This is a genomic window from Noviherbaspirillum autotrophicum (genome assembly GCF_000818395.1).
GTDB classification, from domain to species: Bacteria; Pseudomonadota; Gammaproteobacteria; order Burkholderiales; family Burkholderiaceae_D; genus Noviherbaspirillum; species Noviherbaspirillum autotrophicum.
Genome location: NZ_JWJG01000028.1, coordinates 5,058,697 through 5,077,610, shown reverse-complemented (window position 1 = coordinate 5,077,610; position 18,914 = coordinate 5,058,697). Strand labels below are relative to the sequence as shown.

Genomic DNA, 18,914 nt, shown 5'->3' with positions numbered 1-18,914 from the left:
GTCAGATGGGTTCCGTACCCGGCGCACGCTCGACCTCGATGTGGGCCAGATGGCGTTCGGAGGTGCCGCGTCGCCGCAGCTTGTCGAGCAGCAGGTAGACGACCGGGGTGGTCAGCAGCGTGAGCAGCTGGGAAGCGACCAGCCCGCCGATGATCGCCACGCCGAGCGGGCGGCGCAGTTCGGCGCCTTCGCCGAAGCCGATCGCCAGCGGCAGCGCGCCCAGCGCGGCGGCCAGCGTCGTCATCAGGATCGGCCGGAAGCGCAGCAGGCAGGCCTGGCGCACCGCCTCCAGCGGCGACAGTCCGCGCGCGCGTTCGGCATCGAGGGCGAAGTCGATGATCAGGATCGCGTTCTTCTTCACGATCCCGATCAGCAGGAACACGCCGATCAGCGCGATGATGGAAAACTCCATCCTGAACATCAGCAGCGCCAGCACCGCTCCCACGCCGGCCGACGGCAGCGTCGACAGCACCGTCACCGGATGCACCAGGCTTTCGTACAGGATGCCGAGCACGATGTAGATCACCACCAGCGCCGCCGCGATCAGCAGCGGCTGCTGCGACTGCGACTCCTGGTAGCTGCGGGCGGTGCCCTGGAAGCTGCCGCGCACGTTGGCCGGCATGCCGATGTCGGCCTCGGCCTGGGCGATCGACGCCTGCGCATCGCCCAAGTTGCGCCCATCAGCCAGATTAAAGGACACGGTGGTCGCCAGTTCGGCATCCTGGTGGCTGACCGAGGCAGGCGTGGCCCGTTCGGCGAAGCGGGCGAACGCGGCCAACGGCACCATGGTGGCCGGCACCGTGCTGATCGCCTGGCCGCTTGCCTGGTCGCGCAGCGCGGGGTTGATGACCTGCGTGGCACCGGCCGCGGCACCACTGGTTCCGCTGGTACTGGCCGTCGCGCTTTGCGCATTGCCGCTGGCCGGAACGTAGATATCGCTCAGCGCCTGCGTGCTGCGCGCGTATTCCTGATCAATTTCCATGATCACGTGGTACTGGTTCAGCTCGTCATAGATGGTCGCCACCTGGCGCTGGCCGAATCCGTTGTACAGCGCATTGTCGACATCGCGCATGGTGACGCCAAGCCGCGCGGCGCTGTCGCGGTCGACGTCGACGAACGTCTCGACGCCGTTTTCCTGCTGGTCGGTGTCGACATCGGTCAGGGCCGGCTGGCGCTTCATGGCGTCGGCCAGGCGCGCCGCCCAGCGCTTGAGATCGGCGCTGTTGTCGCTCTTGAGCGTGTACTGGTAGGTTGCCGTGCTCTGTCGGCCGCCCATGCGCACGTCCTGCACCGGGTTCAGGAACAGGCTCACGCCGCTGATGCGCGCCAGTTGCGGGCGCAGCCGCGAGATCACCGCCTGTCCGCTGTCCTTGCGCTCGGACACGGGTTTGAGGTTGACGAACACGAAGCCGCCGCCGGCGCGCGCACCGCCCGTAAATCCGACCACCGTCTCGACGGCCGGATCGCGCCGGATGACATCGACCAGCTGGCGCAGCTTGCCCTGCATCGCCTGGAAGGAAATGCTCTCGTCGGCGCGCAGGCCGCCGTTGAGCTGGCCGGTATCCTGCTGCGGGAAGAAGCCCTTGGGCGCGGCGATGAACAGGTAGACGTTGAGGCCGACCACCGCAGCCAGGATCAGCATGATCAGCCAGCGGTGGCGCAGCGCCCAGTCCAGGCTGCGCCCGTACGTGCGCAGCATATGGTCAAAGCCGCGCTCGAAGAAGCGCGCCACCCTGCCCGGCGCACGCGCATTCGCGCCGGGCTTGAGCAGCCACGCGCACATCATCGGCGTGGTGGTCAGCGAAATGACCATCGAAATCATGACCGCGGCCGACAGCGTCACCGCGAATTCGCGAAACAGCCGCCCCACCTGGCCGCCCATGAACAAGAGCGGGATGAACACCGCCACCAGCGACAGGCTGATCGACAGCACGGTGAAGCCGACCTCGCGCGCGCCCAGCAGCGCCGCGCGGAAGCGGTCCATGCCGGCTTCGATGTGCCGGCTGGTGTTCTCCAGCACCACGATCGCGTCGTCCACCACGAAGCCGGTGGCCACCGTCAGCGCCATCAGGCTCAGGTTGTTCAGGCTGAACCCCAGCAGGTACATGATGCCGAAGGTGCCGAGCAGCGAGACCACGGTCGCCACCGCCGGAATGAGCGTGGCGCGCGCGCTGCGCAGGAAGGCACTCACGACCAGCACCACCAGCGCCAGCGCGATCACCAGCGTGAGCTCGATTTCGTGGAGCGACGCGCGGATCGAATTGGTGCGGTCCGACGCCACCTGCAGCCGCACGTCGGCCGGCAGCTGCGCCTGCAGCGCGGGCAGCAGCGCGCGCACGCGGTCCACGGTCTCGATCACGTTGGCGCCCGGCTGGCGGGTGATCAGCACGATCACCGCCGGCTGGCCGTTGAACAGGCCGAGCGTGTGCGTGTCCTCGACGCTGTCGACGACTTGCGCGACATCGCCCAGCCGCACTCCGGCGCCGTTGCGCCAGGCCACCACCAGGTTGCGGTAATCGGCCGCCGTGGGCCGGCTGCGGCCGGCGCCGGCCTTGGTGTAAATCTGCAGGCGCCGTCCCTCGCCTTCGACCGCGCCCTTGGGCCGGTCGGCGCTGGCTGCCTGGATCGCCGCGCGCACGTCTTCCATGCTGATGCCGTTGCGGCTGAGCGCGAACGGCAGCAGCTCGACCCGCACCGCCGGCAGCGAGCCGCCGCCCAGTTCCACATCCCCGACGCCCTGCACCTGGGCCAGCTTCTGCTGCACCAGGTTCGCCACTTCCTCATAGACCTGGCCGGGGGAACGGGTCGGCGATGTCAGCGCCAGGATCAGCACCGGCGCGTCCGACGGATTGATCTTGCGGTAGGTCGGATTGCCGCGCAGCGTGGCAGGCAGGTCGGCGCGTGCCGCGTTGATGGCGGCCTGCACTTCGCGCGCGGCGGAGTCGATCTTGCGGCTGAGGTCGAACTGCAGGTTGATGCGGGTCGAGCCGTTGCCGCTGGAAGACGTCATTTCATTGACGCCGGCGATGATCCCGAGCCGCCGCTCCAGCGGCGTGGCGACGCTGGTGGCCATGGTCTCCGGGCTGGCGCCGGGAACGTTGGCGCTGACCGAGATGGCCGGGAAATCGACTTGCGGCAGCGGCGACACCGGCAGCACGAAAAAGGCCGCGATGCCGGCAAGCGCCAGGCCGATGGTCAGCAGCACGGTGGCGACCGGCCGCCGCACGAAGGGCGCGGACAGGTTCATTGCGCGCTCCCGGCGGCGGCGCGCCGGCCTGACCAGCGCTGGCCGAGCCGGTCGAATGCGAGATAGATCACCGGCGTGGTGAACAGCGTGAGCAGCTGGCTCACGATCAGGCCGCCGAAGATCGCCAGGCCGAGCGGACGGCGCAGCTCCGCCCCCTCGCCCCAGCCGAACATTAATGGCAAGGCGGCGAACAGCGCGGCCAGCGTCGTCATCAGGATCGGCCTGAAACGCAGCAGCGCAGCCTGACGGATCGCCTCGCGCGGCGGCTTGCCCTCGTTGCGCTCGGCGTCGATGGCGAAGTCGATCATCATGATCGCGTTCTTCTTCACGATGCCGATAAGGAGGATGATGCCGATGATGCCGATCACGCCCAGGTCGTGCCCGCTGATCATTAGCGCCAGCAGCGCGCCCACGCCGGCCGACGGCAGCGTCGACAGGATCGTGAGCGGGTGGATGTAGCTCTCGTACAGCACGCCGAGCACGATGTACACGCACACCACCGCGGCCAGGATCAGCCACAGCTGGTTGGACAGCGACGCCTGGTAGGCGCCGGCCGCGCCGAGGAAGGTCAGGCTGACCGCCGGCGGCAGGCCGACGTCTTTCGCCGCCTGGCGGATGGCGTCGACCGCATTGCCCAGCGCCACGCCGGAAGCGGGATCGAAACCGATGGTGGTAGCCGGGTATTGCGCCACATGGGTGATCTGCAAGGGCGCCGGCTGCTCCCGGATATTGGCAAGAGCCGATAGCGGCGTGGTCTTGCCGGAACCGGTACGCAGCGGCAGCAGGCCGAGCGCATCGGGCGTGGCCATGTCGGGCCGCGCTTCCAGGATCACGCGGTACTGGTTGGTCTGGGTGAAGATGGTCGAGATGATGCGCTGGCCGAAGGCGCTGTAGAGAGCGTCGTCGATCGACGCCGCCGACACCGACAGGCGCGCGGCGGTGTCGCGGTCGATGTTGACGAAGGCGGCCACGCCGGCCGCTCCCGCGTCCGACACCACGTTGCGCAGTTCGCCCGACGCCTGCATGCGCTGCGCCAGGCGCGTGGCCCACTGCACCACGGTGGCATTGTCGGCGCCTTCGAGCGAGACGCGGTACTGCGTCGGGCCAGTTTCGGCGTCGATCGTCAGGTCCTGCGTCGGCTGCAGGTACAGCTTGAGGCCGGCCACCTGCGCGACGCGCTCGCGCAGGCGCTCCATGGTTTGCTGCTGGCTGTTGCTTCTGCCCGGCTTCAGGTTGATCAGCATGCTGCCGGTATGCAGCATGGCGTTGCTGGCGGCATCGACGCCGACCAGCGAACTGAGCGAGGCGACATCCGGGTCTTCCAGGATCGCGCCGGCGGCTTGCTGCTGCAGCTGCGCCATGCGCTCGAACGACACCGATTCGGCCGCTTCCACCCGCGCCTGCAGCTGGCCTGTGTCCTGCACCGGAAACAGGCCCTTCGGGATCAGGATGTACAGCAGAACGGTGAGCGCCAGCGTCGCGACCGCCACCAGCAGCGTGAGCGGCTGGCGCTCCAGCACCCATTGCAGCGCGAGGTCGTAGCGATGGATCACGCGGTCGAACGCGCTCTGCATGCGCGCGCCGAAGCCGTACCGCCCGCCTTGCGGCGCGGAATGCCAGCGCGCCGACATCATCGGCACCAGCGTCAGCGACACCACGGCGGAAATCAGGATGGTGATCGCGAGCGTCACCGCAAACTCGCGGAACAGCCGCCCCACCACGTCGCCCATGAACAGGAGGGGAATCAAGACCGCGATCAGCGACACCGTGAGCGAAATGATGGTGAAGCCGATCTGGGCCGCGCCCTTCAGTGCCGCTTCCATCGGCCGCTCTCCCTGCTCGATGTAGCGCGAGATGTTTTCGATCATCACGATCGCATCGTCGACCACGAAGCCGGTCGCGATCGTCAGCGCCATCAGGCTCAGGTTGTTCAGGCTGTAACCGAGCAAGTACATCACGCCGCAGGCGCCGATCAGCGAGATCGGCACCGCGAGACTGGCGATCACCGTGGCGCGCAAATCGTGCAGGAAGGCGAAGATCACCAGCACCACCAGCAGCACCGCCAGCACCAGCTCGATCTCAACATGCTCGACCGAGGCGCGGATGCCGGCGGTGCGGTCGCTGAGCACGTCGACATGCAGCGCCCCCGGCAGAGCGGCCTGCAATTCCGGCAGGCGCGCCTTGATCGCGTCGACCGTCGCAATCACGTTCGCGCCCGGCTGGCGCTGCACGTTCAGGATGATCGCCGGCTTCAGCCCGGACCAGGCCGCAAGCCGCACGTTTTCCGCGCTGTCGACCACTTGCGCCACGTTCGACAGCCTTACCGGCGCGCCGTTGCGGTAGGCGACAATCAGGTTCTTGTAATCCTCGGCGGTGAGCAGCTGGTCGTTGGCATTGATGGAAAAGGAGCGCGTCGGGCCGTCGATGCTGCCCTTGGCGCTGTTGGTATTGGCTGCCGCAATCGCCGTGCGCAGCGTGTCCAGGCCGAGCCCGTACGAACCGAGCAATTGGGTATCGGCCTGGATGCGCACCGCCGGGCGCTGGCCGCCGGACAGCGTGACCAGCCCGACGCCGGGCACCTGGCTGATCTTCAGCGCGAGCCGGGTGTTGACGATGTTTTGCACCTCGGTCAGCGGCAGCGTGTCGGACGTGATCGCCAGCGTCAGCACCGGCGCGTCGGCCGGATTGACCTTGGCATACACGGGCGGCGCCGGCAGGTCGGCCGGCATCAGGGTGGCGGCGGCATTGATGGCGGCCTGCACTTCCTGCTCCGCCACGTCCAGCGTCTGGCCGAGGCCGAACTGCAGCGTGACGATGGAGACGCCGGCGGCGCTGGCGGAACTCATGCGCTGCAGCCCGGACATCTGGCCGAACTGGCGTTCCAGCGGCGCGGTGACGGTGCGGCTCATGACTTCCGGGCTGCCGCCCGGGTACAGCGTCTGCACCTGGATGGTCGGAAAATCGACTTGCGGCAGCGCCGACAGCGGCAGGAACTTGAAGCCGATGATGCCGGCCAGGACGATTGCCAGCATCAGCAGCGAGGTTGCCACCGGCCGCAGGATGAAAGGACGGGACGGGCTCATGATTTCCTGAATGAATACGGGCGGCGCAGAAAGCCGTTCATTGCCCGGCCGCTTCGCGACGGCGGCGGCGTTCGTTCGCCGGCGTCTGCCCTGATCCGTCCTGCGCGCGCCCGCTCTGGCGCCGCTCGCCCGGCAGGTTCACGCGCGCCCCGTCCTTCAAGCGGTCGGCGCCTTCTGTGATCACCTGCTCGCCGGCGGCCAGGCCCGAGGCGATCTGCACCTTGTCGCCCGCCAGCAAGCCCCGCGTGACCGGCCGCAGCACCACGGTGTGCTGCGCCGGATTCAACACGTAGACGAAATCGCCGCTGCTGCCGTGGCGCACGGCGGCTACCGGCACCACGATGGCGTCTTCCACGGTGCGCAGCAGCAGGCGCACGTTGACGAACTGGCTGGGAAACAACACATGCTGGCTGTTGGCAAAGCGCGCCTTGGCCTTCACCGTGCCGGTCTGGACGTCCACCTGGTTGTCCATCGCCAGGAAGCTGCCGGTATCGAGCACTTCGGTGCGGGTGCGGTCGAGTGCGCTCACCGGCAGCGTGGCGCCCTCGTTGATGCGGCGCCGCAGTTCGACGATGCGGTCCTGCGGCACCGCGAATTCGACATCGATCGGCTCGGTCTGGGTAATGGCGGCAATGCCGTTGGCGTCGCTCGGGCCGACGACGTTGCCGAGGTCCGCGCTGCGCAGGCCGATGCGCCCCGCAATCGGCGCGGTCACGCGGGTATAGCCGAGATTCAGGCGCGCCGTGCCTTCGGCGGCGTGGTCGGTCATCACCGTGCCTTCCAGCTGCCTGACCAGCGCCGCCTGCACATCCACGTCCTGGCGCGCGATCGAATCCTGCGCCAGCAAGGTGCGGTAGCGCGCCAGCGTCTGTTTCGCATTCTCGAGCTGCGCCTGGTCGCGCCGGAGCTGCCCGCTGGCCTGCATCAGCGCCATCTCGAACTGGCGCGGATCGATGGTCGCCAGCAGCTCGCCGGCCTTCACCATCTGCCCTTCGTGGAAATGAATCTGCTTGAGCTCGCCGGACACCTTGGCGCGCACAATCGCGTTGGCGGTCGCGGTCACCGTGCCGAGCGCCTCGACGATCACCGGCAGGCCGGCGCGTTCGGCTGCCGCCACGCCGACCGTGCTGGCCGGCGGCCCGCCGCGGCGGCCCGCGCCTGGGCCTGGCCCTGCCGGGCCGTCGGCCGGGCGATGCGTCAGGTACCAGGCCAGCCCACCCAGCGCCGCCAGTGCCAGCAGCGCGACAATCACGCCGATCAGGGATTTGTGACTTCTGCCTTTAGGCAACATACCTTCGCGAGACGTTTCCGATTGCAATTTCATTAATTATTATTCCTTGCGCCGGCCGTTGGCAGGACCGCGGTCGGTCCCGTGTGGTCGTTGCGGAGCCGGGTTGCCCTTCCGCCCGGGAGTTACCGTGGAGAATAGAGGCTGTTCGTTTGATTGTTGGCCTGCGCACAATGTTCGCGGTTTTTTGTATCCCGAAATTGTCAGCGGACGGGAGATTTGTATCGAAGTGTTGGAGGAATACCGAAAAGGTGGGGAAACGGGGCCTTGAAATCCTTCAACACCTCCCCAATATGGCAAAAACGTTATGTTCATCGACTCTTGAGGTAAAAATGGCTGCATCCGAAAAGCAAACCCTGGGTTTTCAGGCAGAAGTCAAGCAACTGCTGCACTTGATGATTCACTCCTTGTACTCGAACAAGGAAATTTTCCTGCGCGAGTTGATTTCCAACGCCTCCGACGCCGCCGACAAGCTGCGCTTCGAAGCGATCAACAACGCCGCCCTGTTCGAAAATGACCCGGAGCTGAAGATCCGCGTCACCTTCGACAAGCAAGCGCGCACCATCACCATTTCCGACAACGGCATCGGCATGAGCCGCGAGGAAGCGATCGAGCACCTCGGCACCATCGCCAAGTCCGGCACTAAGGAATTCTTCTCGAAACTGTCGGGCGACCAGCAAAAGGATGCGGCGCTGATCGGCCAGTTCGGCGTCGGCTTCTACTCTGCCTTCATCGTCGCCGACCGGATCACGGTTGAGAGCCGCCGCGCCGGCCTGCCGGCAGATCAGGGCGTGCGCTGGGAATCGGCGGGCGAAGGCGACTTTTCCGTCGAGCAGATCGAGAAAGGCACGCGCGGCACCGACATCATCCTGCACCTGCGCGAGGGCGAAGACGAATTCCTGTCGAACTGGAAGTTGAAGTCGACCATCCGCAAGTATTCCGACCACATCTCGCTGCCGATCCTGATGCAAAAGGAGGAATGGGACGACGAGAAGAAGGAAACCGTCATCAAGGACGAGTTCGAAACGATCAACCAGGCCAGCGCGTTGTGGACCCGCAACAAGTCCGACATCACACCGGAGCAGTACACCGAGTTTTACAAGCACGTCTCGCACGATTTCGAAGCACCGCTGGCGCACACCCACAACCGGGTGGAAGGCCGCAGCGAATACATCCAGCTGCTGTACATTCCGGCGCGCGCGCCGTTCGACCTGTGGGACCGCAACAAGCGCGGCGGCATCAAGCTGTACGTCAAGCGCGTGTTCATCATGGACGACGCCGAGCAGCTGATGCCGGTCTACCTGCGCTTCGTGAAGGGCGTGATCGACTCGTCCGACCTGCCACTCAACGTTTCCCGCGAAATCCTGCAGGAGTCGCGCGATATCCGCGTGATCCGCGAAGGCTCGACCAAGCGCGTGCTGGGCCTCCTGGAAGAACTGGCAAACGGCGAGGAGCAGGAACAGAAGGACAAGTACGCCACCTTCTGGACCGAATTCGGCCAGGTGCTCAAGGAAGGCATCGGCGAAGACCAGGCCAACAAGGACCGCATCGCCAAGCTGCTGCGCTTCGCTTCCACCATCAACGACAGTGACGCGCAAACCGTGTCGTTCGACGACTACATCGGCCGCATGAAGGAAGGCCAGGACAAGATTTACTACATCACGGCCGACTCCTACGCGGCCGCGAAGAACAGCCCGCACCTGGAAATCTTCCGCAAGAAAGGCGTCGAAGTGCTGTTGATGACGGACCGCGTCGACGAATGGATGCTGTCCTTCCTGCAGGAAGTCGAAGGCAAGGAACTGGTGTCGGTGGCCAAAGGCGATCTCGACCTCGGCAAGCTGGAAGACGAATCCGAGAAGAAGCAGCATGAAGAAACCGAGAGCCAGTACAAAGATCTGGTCGAGAAGATGAAGAAGGCGCTGGAGCCCAAGGCCAAGGAAGTGCGCGTCACCTTCCGCCTGACCGATTCGCCGGCCTGCCTGGTGGCGGACGAGAACGAACTGTCTGGCAACCTGGTCCGCATGCTGAAGGCAGCCGGCCAGAATGCGCCGGAATCCAAGCCTATCCTCGAAATCAACCCGGATCATCCGCTGGTACAGCGCCTGAAGTACGAAGAAGCGAAGTTCGACGACTGGGCGAATATCCTGTTCGACCAGGCAATGCTGGCCGAAGGCGGCGCGCTGGCCGACCCGGCCGGGTTCGTCAAGCGCCTCAACGACATGCTACTGGGGATGGTGAGCAAGTAAGCCGATTGCTCCGGAAAGAAACCGCTGCGCGCTGATGGTGCGCAGCGGTTTTTTATTGCCAATTGCAAGGGGAAGGGCGCGAGGCGAAGGCTTATTTCCGGCGCATTGCTGACAGCGCTGGCGTGCGTGAAGTCGTTACGCTGCCCCGGGCTACAGAGGCAGTTCCCTGTCTATGCGTTACCGTTTGCCACAGTCCGCGCCGGAGGCTGCGCCGCCCGCTGCTGTATGCATTGCTCCATCCAATTCATTGCCTGACTCCACAGCGTCGGCTGGAATTGCGGGCGGAAGAACCCGAAGTGGCCGATACGTTTCGCATTCACGTCCCGCGGCGCGATACGGCGATGCTCGACGCCCGCATTCCGGTAGAAATTAAGCAGACTGTCGATGCTGCGCCGGCTCATCATTTCATCGTCGGTAAAACTCAGCGCGAGCATCGGCACGCGGATCCGCTCGTAGCCGGAGCGGATCGGCTTGCCCGCGTCGTCGATCACATAGTGCGCGCTCTGGCACCAGCGCGACCATTGATAAATCACGCCCTTGGGCAAGTCGCCGACCATTCTCAGCTTCTTGCCCGGGAAATAGCCGCACAGGCGGGTAAATAGCGGCACCGCGAAATGCCACATGATCCAAACGACGCGTTTTGTCGGCAGCGCGTTGTCGCGCCAGTAGCCGCTGCCGCAGGCGACGGTGACGATGCCGTCGATCAGATGGTTGTCCGGCACCAGCCCCGGCAACTGGCCGCCGAGCGAGTGGCCGACCACCAGCAGCGGCGCCTCGCCCTGCCATGCCTTGGCGAACCGCAGTGCGGCGTTGTAGTCGCGTTCGGCCCAGTCGAACAGATCAGCCTTAAAGCCGCGCAGCGAACGCGAGTGATGCGCCGGCCTCGACGCGCCCATGCCGCGATAGTCGAAGGTCAGCACTGCGAAGCCCTGCTGCGCGAGAAAGCGGGCGAAGGGAAAATAGAAATCCTGCTTCACGCCCATGGCGGGCGGCAGCACGATGACTGCCTTGGCGGCAGCCGCCGGCGCAATCCTGTTGGCGGCAAGCGTGTAGCCATCCTTGGTGTTGATGGTGATCGCTTCCATCGTCAGCTCCAGATAAAAATTGATCGGTGACCGGCAAACTGTGGATGGCGCCTAGCCCATCCGTGCTGCCTTGCCCGCATCTTCGCCGGCGACGAGCGCGAATTCGCTTCGCGCCCCCTGCCAGCGGCTCTCGCGGTACGGCCGGTATGCATCGCTTTCGTAGAACGTCATCGCCGCGTCGCGCGACGGCCATTCGATGATGAGGAAGATACCGGGCGCGCTGCGCTCGCCTTCCACTTTCTCGATATCCGCCGTGCGGGCGAGATAACGCCCGCCATGCTGTTCAACCAGCCTCGTTACCTCCCGCACGTAATCCGGAATCCAGCCGGCATCGACGATATCGATTTCGGCGACAGCGTAGTACTTCGTCTGATGCATGAGGGCCTCCGATGGCGAGAGCGACTACTTGAGATTCATCGTAATGGCGGCGGTGAAGACGCGCTTGCCTTCCGTGTCGAATGCGTCGACCGGCACCTCGACATTGCCGGTCCGGTCCCACTGCACGCTTTCGCCGTTGGCGACCACGCGCATGTCGGTCCTGGCCTTGGCCAGGTATTGCACCGTCATGCCAACCGGGATCCATTGCCGCCCTTCCGGGATCGAGACCGTCGTCATGGTGCCCGCCGCCAGCTCGGCGGCATTGCACAGCGCAATCGCATGCACCGTGCCGAGGTGGTTATGGACTTCGCGACGGTTGGCGAAAGTGACCTCCGCATAGCCTGGCCGCAGTTCCGTAAATGTCGGCTCGATGGTTGAAAAATACGGCGCAAAGCCTGTGACCGCCTTGCTGAACGCCTGGTTGCCCATGTGCTGAAACATCCCCAATACCTGATTCATGCTGCCCTCCTTGTGTGGTGAAAACAGGCTGCCGCCCGATGCTCCTTTACCTCGGCGCATTTCCTGCGCTAAGGTGCCGCTTTGCCAGCAAAGCTGATCAGAATATTATTCTAGAATATAATTCTAGTCAAACGACTATCTTGCCATGACAGCCATCAAGAAAAGCAGGAAGCAGGAAATCCTCGATGCGGCGCTCGCCTGCTTCAACGAAAACGGCATCGAAGCCACCACGATCGACATGATCCGGGAGCGCTCACAAGCGAGCGTGGGCAGCATGTACCATCATTTCGGCAGCAAGGAGAGCATCGCCGCCACGCTGTATGCCGATGCGCTGGCCGAACACAACGCCTACCAGCAGTCGTTATTGAGCGCGGCCAACAGCGCGGAGGAAGGCGTAAAGGCGCTGGTCTATGCGTACAGCGACTGGATATCGGCCAATCCGGACAAGGCGCGCTTCGTCCTGTACAGCCGCGGCGCGCTGGTGAAAAGCAATATGGCGGAAGAACTGGAAAGCCAGACCAGGGTGAAGCTGGCCGAAGTGCGGCGCTGGTTCCAGCCGCACCTGGAAAACGGCCAGCTCAAAAAGCTGCCGGGCGAGTGCTTTTCGTCGCTGATCATCGGCCCGGCCCACGACTATGCGCGGCTGTGGCTGTCCGGGCGCGCCAGGACCGACATCAAGGCATTTCGGGAAATCTTCGCGGAAGCTGCTTGGAACGCGGTGAAGCCGTAACCGGAACGGCACGCCGTCCGTCGGCCGCTCCCCGGGCTTCGGCAAGATTACAATAGCGTGCCTGGCGGCCGTTCGACGAGAACAGGCGTCATGCCTTACATGTCCTTGAACGGAAAGCCCTGACACGGAAAATGACTCGCAAGCGCAGTTTCGATCCTGTTGTCGACGACAACACGCGCATCCTGATCCTGGGCAGCCTGCCGGGCGAAGTGTCGCTGCTGCACGGCCAATACTATGCCAATCCGCACAACCGGTTCTGGCAGCTGGTGTCGTCCGCCGTCGGCGCGGATTTGTCGGCATTGCCCTATCCAGCCCGGCTGCAGGTCCTGCTTGCCAATGGCATCGGCCTGTGGGATGTCGTGGCCGAGGCGCATCGCGAGGGCAGCCTCGACAGCAAGATCCGCGATCATGCGCATAACGATCTCGTCGGTTTGATTGGCCGACTGCCGCGGCTGGCCGCCATCGCCTTCAATGGTGGCACTGCGGCTCGTATCGGATTGAAGGCGCTGAAAGAGGAGGCAACTCGATACCGGATCATCAAGCTGCCATCGAGCAGTCCTGCCTATACGCTGGCCTATGCGGATAAACTACGGGCCTGGCAAGCGTTACGGGAATTTGTGGCGTGTCAGAACTAAAATTACCGGAATGCGGCGCACGCCGTTTTCCATCGGAACCAGAGTAGATCGAGTATGGCAACCACCGTCGCAGTCGTCGAGGACAACCCGGAATTCCTGGCGCGCTTTTGCGAAATTATCCAGTCCGATGCCGAGTGTGAGCTGGCCGGCGCCGCCGTCAATGGTGCCGAAGGCCTGGCGCTGATCGATCGCCAGCGCGCCGATGTCTATCTGATCGACCTCGGCTTGCCGGACATGAGCGGAATCGAGGTCATCAAGCATGCGCTGAAAACGCATCCCGATTGCGACGTCATGGTCGTCACCGTGTTCGGCGACGACGCACATGTCCTGTCCAGCATCGAAGCCGGCGCCACCGGATATGTGCTGAAAGACAGCTCGCCGGCCGAAATCACCGCCTGTATCCATGAATTGCGCAACGGCGGCGCGCCGATCAGCCCGGTCATCGCGCGCAAGATCCTGCAGCGGTTTCAGCGAAAACACACCGGCGCCGCGCATGGCGCGCAGCCGGCACGCGCGCATACGGACGAGGCCGATACAGCCATGACCGAGCGCGAACTCGAAGTCCTGCGGGCGCTTGCCAAGGGGCTGAGCCTGCGGGAAATCGGGGAAGCCCACTTCATCTCCGCCCATACAGTTGCCGGCCACGTCAAAAACATCTATCGCAAGCTGGCAGTGCATTCACGGGGAGAAGCAGTCTATGAAGCGACCAAGCTGGGCCTTATTCAACTGTAGCGCCTGCCGCTTCGCCGCCTTTTTCCTGCGCACGCTGCTGGTCTTGCTTGGGCTGCATTCGGTCATGGCCCACGCCGCCAACCGCCAGGAAGTGATCCACGTCCGGCAAGCCCAGTTCATCGTCTCGGACGCCGCTGTCCTGCCGGCCGCCGACGCCGGCTGGCAAGCCGCGGCGCTGCCCCACCGCGTGCCGAAGCCGGTCGACCGTGACCTGGTGGGCTACTGGTACAAGGCAGCCTTCACGCCCGCCGATGCCACGCAGCCGCTCTGGCTGTACTTCCCCAAGCTGCGCAGCGGCGGCGCCATTTACGTCAATGGCGTTCAGATCGGCGAGATCCGAAGCGCCGATCCGTCCTATCAAGTGCGCTGGTTTCGCCCGCACCTGTTTTTCATCCCGCCGCTATCGCTGCGCGACGGCGACAATGAAATCGCGGTGCGGTTTGCGATTCGCGAGCCCCTGACCAGTTTCGGCGAATTCGAGATCGGCCCGGAGCGGCCATTGCGCGAATCGTACGATCAGAGCCTGTTCTGGGAAAATACGAGCACCGAAATCTCCGCCATCGTCTGCCTGCTTTGCGGCGCCTTCATTCTCGTGGTCTGGCTGCGCCGGCGACAGGAAGTGCTTTACGGGAAATTCGGCGTATGCGTTCTGTTCTGGGGGCTGCGCACGTTCATCTTCCGTCTTCCCGTGGTGCCGATGGAGTACTGGGTGCTGTGGCGCTTCTTCTATTATCTGACGACGTCCGGGTTCATCGTCTGCATTACCCTCTTCCTGCTGAAATTCAGCCGCTCCGGAAAACCTCGCCTCACGCAGTTCCTGCTGGCGTACTGGATTGGCGGGTCGCTCCTGTTCCTGCTGGTCGGCACACCCATCCGGATGATCATGGACACATACTGGACGGCCGGCTTCCTGCCCTTCACGACCTACGCGATCGCGCGCCTGGTGATCTTCACTGCCCGGCGACCGACGCCATCGGGCGTGGCGATGGTTTTTGCGATCTTGATCGCTCTGGCGCTGTCGCTGCATGATTATGCGGTGCAGCTCGGATTGTTCCACTTGCCGGAGTATTACATGCTGCACCTGGGAATTCCGGCCTTTCTACTGGTAATGGGCTGCGTCCTGCTGGAGCGCTTCATCGCCTCGCTGAAGCAGGCCGAGTCTATCCAGGAACAGCTGGCCCTGCGCGTGGCCGAACGGGAAACGGCGCTGGCCGCCAGCTACGAACAGCTGCGCAATCTAGAGCGCAACCATGCGGCGGCCGAGGAACGGCAACGGATCATGCAAGACATGCATGACGGTGTCGGATCGCAGTTGTTATCGACACTGGTCATGGCGCAGCGTGGCGCAGCAACGCAAGACGACATGATCGCGCTGCTGCAGGAATGCCTGGACGACATGCGGCTGGCAATCGATTCCTTGTCGCCCGACGATCCCGATTTATTACCGGCATTGGGCAGCCTGCGGTTCCGCATGGAAGCGAGATTCAAGGCGCTCGGCCTGAACCTGACATGGCGCAACCGTGATTTGCCGGATACATTCGAAATCGCCCCGCACGCCGGACTGCAGATTCTGCGGATTCTGCAGGAAGCCCTGACCAACGTGCTCAAGCATGCGCAGGCCAGGAATGTCGACGTCGCCCTTGATTTTTCGGCCGATGCGCTGCGCATCAGGATCGCGGACGACGGCGTCGGCTTTACCGACTCCGGCGCGCACAGCGGGCGCGGCTTGAGAAACATGCAGTCGCGCGCGCAAAAAATCGGCGCGACACTCGATATCGCGCATCTGTCGCCAGGAACGGCAATCCGGCTCGATCTTCCGCTATGTGACGTCAGCGCGTCCCCGCTCGCGGCATGAGCGCATCGTGCCGCAAACGCCGCTGCCACGAGCTGAGGGATGCGCGGATATTGCAAACATGGCACGCCCAGGCGCGATACCCCAGGAAAATTTAGCCGTACGGAACAACATCATTCGGTAAAATTGCCGCACCACTGCGACTGAATCCCTCGTTCCATGCTCATCAAACGCAAATCCATCGAAGCACAAGCCAACCGGAAAGCAGGCCCCGGCAAGCACCCCAATGCGGATGCGCCCAAGCCCCCGCGCAAGCCGAAATACGCGCCGGTCACGCTATCCGAAGAAGACGGCGTGCGCTACCTGCACTTTGGTACCGAATGGATCCAGGGCGCGATGCGTATCCGCAAGCCCGACTGGATCGAACTGGAGTATGCGCAACAAATGATGAGCTGGATGCTGTTCAACGACCAGCCGCGCCATATCGTGCAGCTCGGTCTCGGTACCGGTGCGCTGACCAAATTCTGCTATCGCCGCTTCGAGCAGGCGCGCGTGACCGCCGTCGAATTGAATCCGTCCGTCATCGCGATCGGCCGCAGCATGTTCAAGCTGCCGCCGGACGACGACCGCCTGTCGGTGCTGGAAATGGATGCGATGGACTTCGTCACCGACGACGCGCACTGCGGCACCATCGACGCGCTGCAAGTCGACCTGTACGACGCCACCGCGCGTGGCCCGGTGCTCGACACGCCGGAATTCTACGCGGCCTGCGCGGCCTGCCTGTCCGAGCACGGCATCATGACGGTCAACCTGTTCGGCGACCATCCGAGCTATGCCAAGAACCTGAAGGCGATGCGCTACGCATTCGGCCAGGTGCTGTGCCTGCCGGAAGTCCATCAGGGAAACGTCATCGCGATCGCATCCAGGAACGCGCTCCCGCTTGATTTCCAGTTCCTGTACGAGCGCGCCGCCGAGATTACCGCAACCACCAAGCTGCCGGCCAAGTCCTGGGTCAATGGCCTGAAAGCCTGGCACCTGGGACAATCGTCATGACAAAAGCCGCTTCCAAACCGCTCGACCTGCAGCAAATCTTTACTTGGCTGATGGCCGACGGCGTGATCGACAAGGCCAATGCCAAGGCGGCGTACAACCAGGCGCAGGCGCTGCTCAAGAACGCCGGCATCGCCACCCACCCGCTTACCGCCGTTGCCCAGTGCAAGCTGCAGTCGGCGCTGGCGCCGCACAAGCCGCTCACGCTCGACTGGCTGTCGGAATGGGTGGCCGGCAAGGCGCACCTGCCGTTCTTCCGCATCGATCCGCTCAGAATCGACTTCACGCGCGTGGCCGACGTGATGTCCGCCACCTACGCGGCGCGCTTCAACATCCTGCCGGTGGAACTGACGCTGACCGAAGTCGTGGTCGCGACCGCCGAGCCGTTCATTACCGAATGGGAAGCGGAAATCGCCAAGATCACGCGCCGCAGCGTGAAGCTGGTCATGGCCAACCCGCTCGATATCGCGCAATACACGTCTCAGTTCTTCACGCTGGCCAAGTCGATCAAGGGCGCCAACAAATCGGGCAGCCACGACCTGTCCCTGCGCAACAACTTCGAGCAGCTGGTGGAACTGGGCAAGAGCGACAAGCAGCTCGACGCCAACGACCAGCACATCATCAACATCGTCGACTGGCTGTGGCAGTACGCGTTCGAGCAGCGCGCTTCCGACATCCACCTGGAACCGAAACGCGAGCTTGGGCTCATTCGATTCCGCATCGACGGCATCCTGCATCAGGTATACCAGGTGCCAGCCACGGTCATGATCGCCATGACAGCCCGCATCAAGCTGCTCGGCCGCATGGATGTGATCGAGCGGCGGCGCCCGCAGGATGGCCGCATCAAGACACGCACTGCCGGCGGCCAGGAAATCGAGCTGCGCCTGTCGACGCTGCCGACCGCCTTCGGCGAAAAGCTGGTGATGCGCATTTTCGACCCGGACGTCGTGGTCAAGACCTTGCCGGAACTGGGCTTTCCGCCCGATGACGCCCGGCGCTGGGATGAACTGACCGCGCGCCCGCACGGCATCATCCTCGTCACCGGCCCCACCGGCTCGGGCAAGACCACCACGCTGTACACCACCTTAAAGGCGCTTGCGACACCGGAAGTCAATGTCTGCACGGTCGAAGACCCGATCGAAATGGTGGAAGCGTCGTTCAACCAGATGCAGGTGCAGCACGGTATCGACCTGTCGTTCGCCGACGGCGTGCGCTCACTGATGCGGCAGGACCCGGACATCATCATGGTGGGCGAAATCCGCGACCTGGAAACGGCCGAGATGGCGATCCAGGCTGCCTTGACCGGCCATCTCGTGTTTTCCACCCTGCACACCAACGACGCACCTTCGGCGGTGATGCGCCTACTTGAACTCGGCGTACCCTACTACCTGCTGGAAGCAACGCTGATCGGCATTATGGCGCAGCGCCTGGTACGCACGCTTTGCCCGGATTGCAAGAAGCCCGGCGGTGAACTTAACGATGATGTCTGGAACAGCCTGACCGAAGGCTGGCCGATTCCGAAGCCCGCCGTCGTCTACCGCCCGGTCGGCTGCCCGGAATGCCGCCACACTGGCTACCGCGGCCGCACTGGCCTGTATGAATTGCTGAGCGTGTCGCAAACCTTTTCCAAGCTGATCAAGCAGGAATCCGATATCCATGCGTTGAAGCAGCAAAGCGTGGCCGACGGCATGAAGCCGCTGCACGTGGCCGGGGCGCTTAAAATCGTGGAGGGCATGACGACGGCCGATGAAGTCTTGAAGGTGACGTCGGCGCTGACGTAACGCGACATAATCTTCTCTGCCGCCTCATAGGGAAAAATCGTGATTTTTTTCCAAAGACCCCTCACATGTTGAGCGCAAAGTTGATATAATCACGGCCTCGTTGGGTCGTTAGCTCAGTTGGTAGAGCAGCGGACTCTTAATCCGTAGGTCGAGTGTTCGAGCCACTCACGACCCACCAACGAATTCCAGCATCGAGCCCGGTTCATATAACCGGGCTTTTTGTTGCACGTATTTTCCCGCACACCTGACACCATCGCGCGCCCGACCTGGAAAGCGGATGCAGGCAGATTCGGCCCATGTAGCTCAGTGGCAGAGCACTTCCTTGGTAAGGGAGAGGTCGGCAGTTCAATCCTGCCCATGGGCACCACCAGCCATACAAGCGCTTTTCCCCTTGCAGCCGCCTTCGTA

13 protein-coding genes and 2 tRNA genes are annotated in these 18,914 nt (G+C 63.8%); 9 read left to right on the top strand and 6 right to left on the bottom strand.

Going from position 1 to position 18,914, the window contains the following annotated elements:
* Position 1: 1 nt before the first annotated feature.
* The 3 genes from TSA66_RS24940 to TSA66_RS24930 are packed head-to-tail and all read right to left on the bottom strand — an operon-like array spanning position 2 to position 7,654.
* Positions 2 to 3,247 carry an efflux RND transporter permease subunit gene (locus tag TSA66_RS24940; RefSeq protein ID WP_040041983.1) on the bottom strand — a complete coding sequence of 1,082 codons (3,246 nt, stop codon included), beginning with the start codon at positions 3,245 to 3,247 and terminating at the stop codon, positions 2 to 4.
* Positions 3,244 to 6,330 (bottom strand): efflux RND transporter permease subunit, encoded by a 3,087-nt coding sequence (locus TSA66_RS24935; protein WP_040041982.1) that lies wholly within the window; start codon positions 6,328 to 6,330, stop codon positions 3,244 to 3,246. The genes TSA66_RS24940 and TSA66_RS24935 overlap by 4 nt, the downstream gene beginning before the upstream one ends.
* 37 nt (positions 6,331 to 6,367) lie before the next feature.
* The gene (locus TSA66_RS24930) at positions 6,368 to 7,654 is read right to left on the bottom strand and encodes an efflux RND transporter periplasmic adaptor subunit (RefSeq protein WP_040041981.1); all 1,287 of its coding nucleotides are present in this window, start codon (positions 7,652 to 7,654) and stop codon (positions 6,368 to 6,370) included.
* Between the two features lie 296 nt (positions 7,655 to 7,950).
* On the opposite strand from TSA66_RS24930, the gene htpG reads away from it, so the two are divergent.
* Positions 7,951 to 9,864 (top strand): molecular chaperone HtpG, encoded by a 1,914-nt coding sequence (gene htpG, locus TSA66_RS24925; RefSeq protein ID WP_040041980.1) that lies wholly within the window; start codon positions 7,951 to 7,953, stop codon positions 9,862 to 9,864.
* Positions 9,865 to 10,034: 170 nt separating this feature from the next.
* Here the strand turns inward: htpG and TSA66_RS24920 are convergent, their stop codons facing one another.
* From TSA66_RS24920 to TSA66_RS24910, 3 genes are read right to left on the bottom strand one after another with little or no spacing between them, the layout of a single operon-like run.
* Positions 10,035 to 10,949 (bottom strand): alpha/beta hydrolase family protein, encoded by a 915-nt coding sequence (locus TSA66_RS24920; protein WP_040041979.1) that lies wholly within the window; start codon positions 10,947 to 10,949, stop codon positions 10,035 to 10,037.
* 51 nt (positions 10,950 to 11,000) lie between these two features.
* Entirely contained in the window at positions 11,001 to 11,327 is a 327-nt protein-coding gene (locus tag TSA66_RS24915; protein WP_040041978.1) for a DUF1330 domain-containing protein, read from the bottom strand.
* Positions 11,328 to 11,351: 24 nt separating this feature from the next.
* On the bottom strand, positions 11,352 to 11,786 hold the full coding sequence (locus tag TSA66_RS24910) for a hotdog fold domain-containing protein (protein ID WP_040041977.1): 435 nt from the start codon (positions 11,784 to 11,786) through the stop codon (positions 11,352 to 11,354).
* Between the two features lie 145 nt (positions 11,787 to 11,931).
* Between TSA66_RS24910 and TSA66_RS24905 the strand changes: the two genes are divergently transcribed.
* The 8 genes from TSA66_RS24905 (at position 11,932) to TSA66_RS24870 (ending at position 18,873) form a co-directional block, all read left to right on the top strand.
* Positions 11,932 to 12,516 carry a TetR/AcrR family transcriptional regulator gene (locus TSA66_RS24905; protein ID WP_040041976.1) on the top strand — a complete coding sequence of 195 codons (585 nt, stop codon included), beginning with the start codon at positions 11,932 to 11,934 and terminating at the stop codon, positions 12,514 to 12,516.
* Between the two features lie 131 nt (positions 12,517 to 12,647).
* Entirely contained in the window at positions 12,648 to 13,151 is a 504-nt protein-coding gene (locus tag TSA66_RS24900) for a DNA-deoxyinosine glycosylase (RefSeq protein ID WP_040041975.1), read from the top strand.
* 54 nt (positions 13,152 to 13,205) lie between these two features.
* Positions 13,206 to 13,883 (top strand): response regulator, encoded by a 678-nt coding sequence (locus TSA66_RS24895; protein ID WP_040041974.1) that lies wholly within the window; start codon positions 13,206 to 13,208, stop codon positions 13,881 to 13,883.
* Positions 13,849 to 15,738: a sensor histidine kinase gene (locus TSA66_RS24890; RefSeq protein ID WP_040041973.1), complete on the top strand. Its 1,890-nt coding sequence runs from the start codon at positions 13,849 to 13,851 to the stop codon at positions 15,736 to 15,738. The genes TSA66_RS24895 and TSA66_RS24890 overlap by 35 nt, the downstream gene beginning before the upstream one ends.
* A gap of 156 nt (positions 15,739 to 15,894) precedes the next feature.
* Complete coding sequence (locus TSA66_RS24885) at positions 15,895 to 16,728, top strand: spermine/spermidine synthase domain-containing protein (RefSeq protein WP_040041972.1); 834 nt, start codon at positions 15,895 to 15,897, stop codon at positions 16,726 to 16,728.
* Positions 16,725 to 18,506, top strand: a complete 1,782-nt coding sequence (locus TSA66_RS24880; RefSeq protein ID WP_040041971.1) for a GspE/PulE family protein — start codon at positions 16,725 to 16,727, stop codon at positions 18,504 to 18,506. Before TSA66_RS24885 ends, TSA66_RS24880 begins: the two co-directional genes overlap by 4 nt.
* 102 nt (positions 18,507 to 18,608) lie before the next feature.
* Positions 18,609 to 18,684: transfer RNA gene (locus tag TSA66_RS24875), tRNA-Lys, on the top strand.
* A gap of 114 nt (positions 18,685 to 18,798) precedes the next feature.
* Positions 18,799 to 18,873: transfer RNA gene (locus TSA66_RS24870), tRNA-Thr, on the top strand.
* Positions 18,874 to 18,914 lie beyond the last annotated feature (41 nt).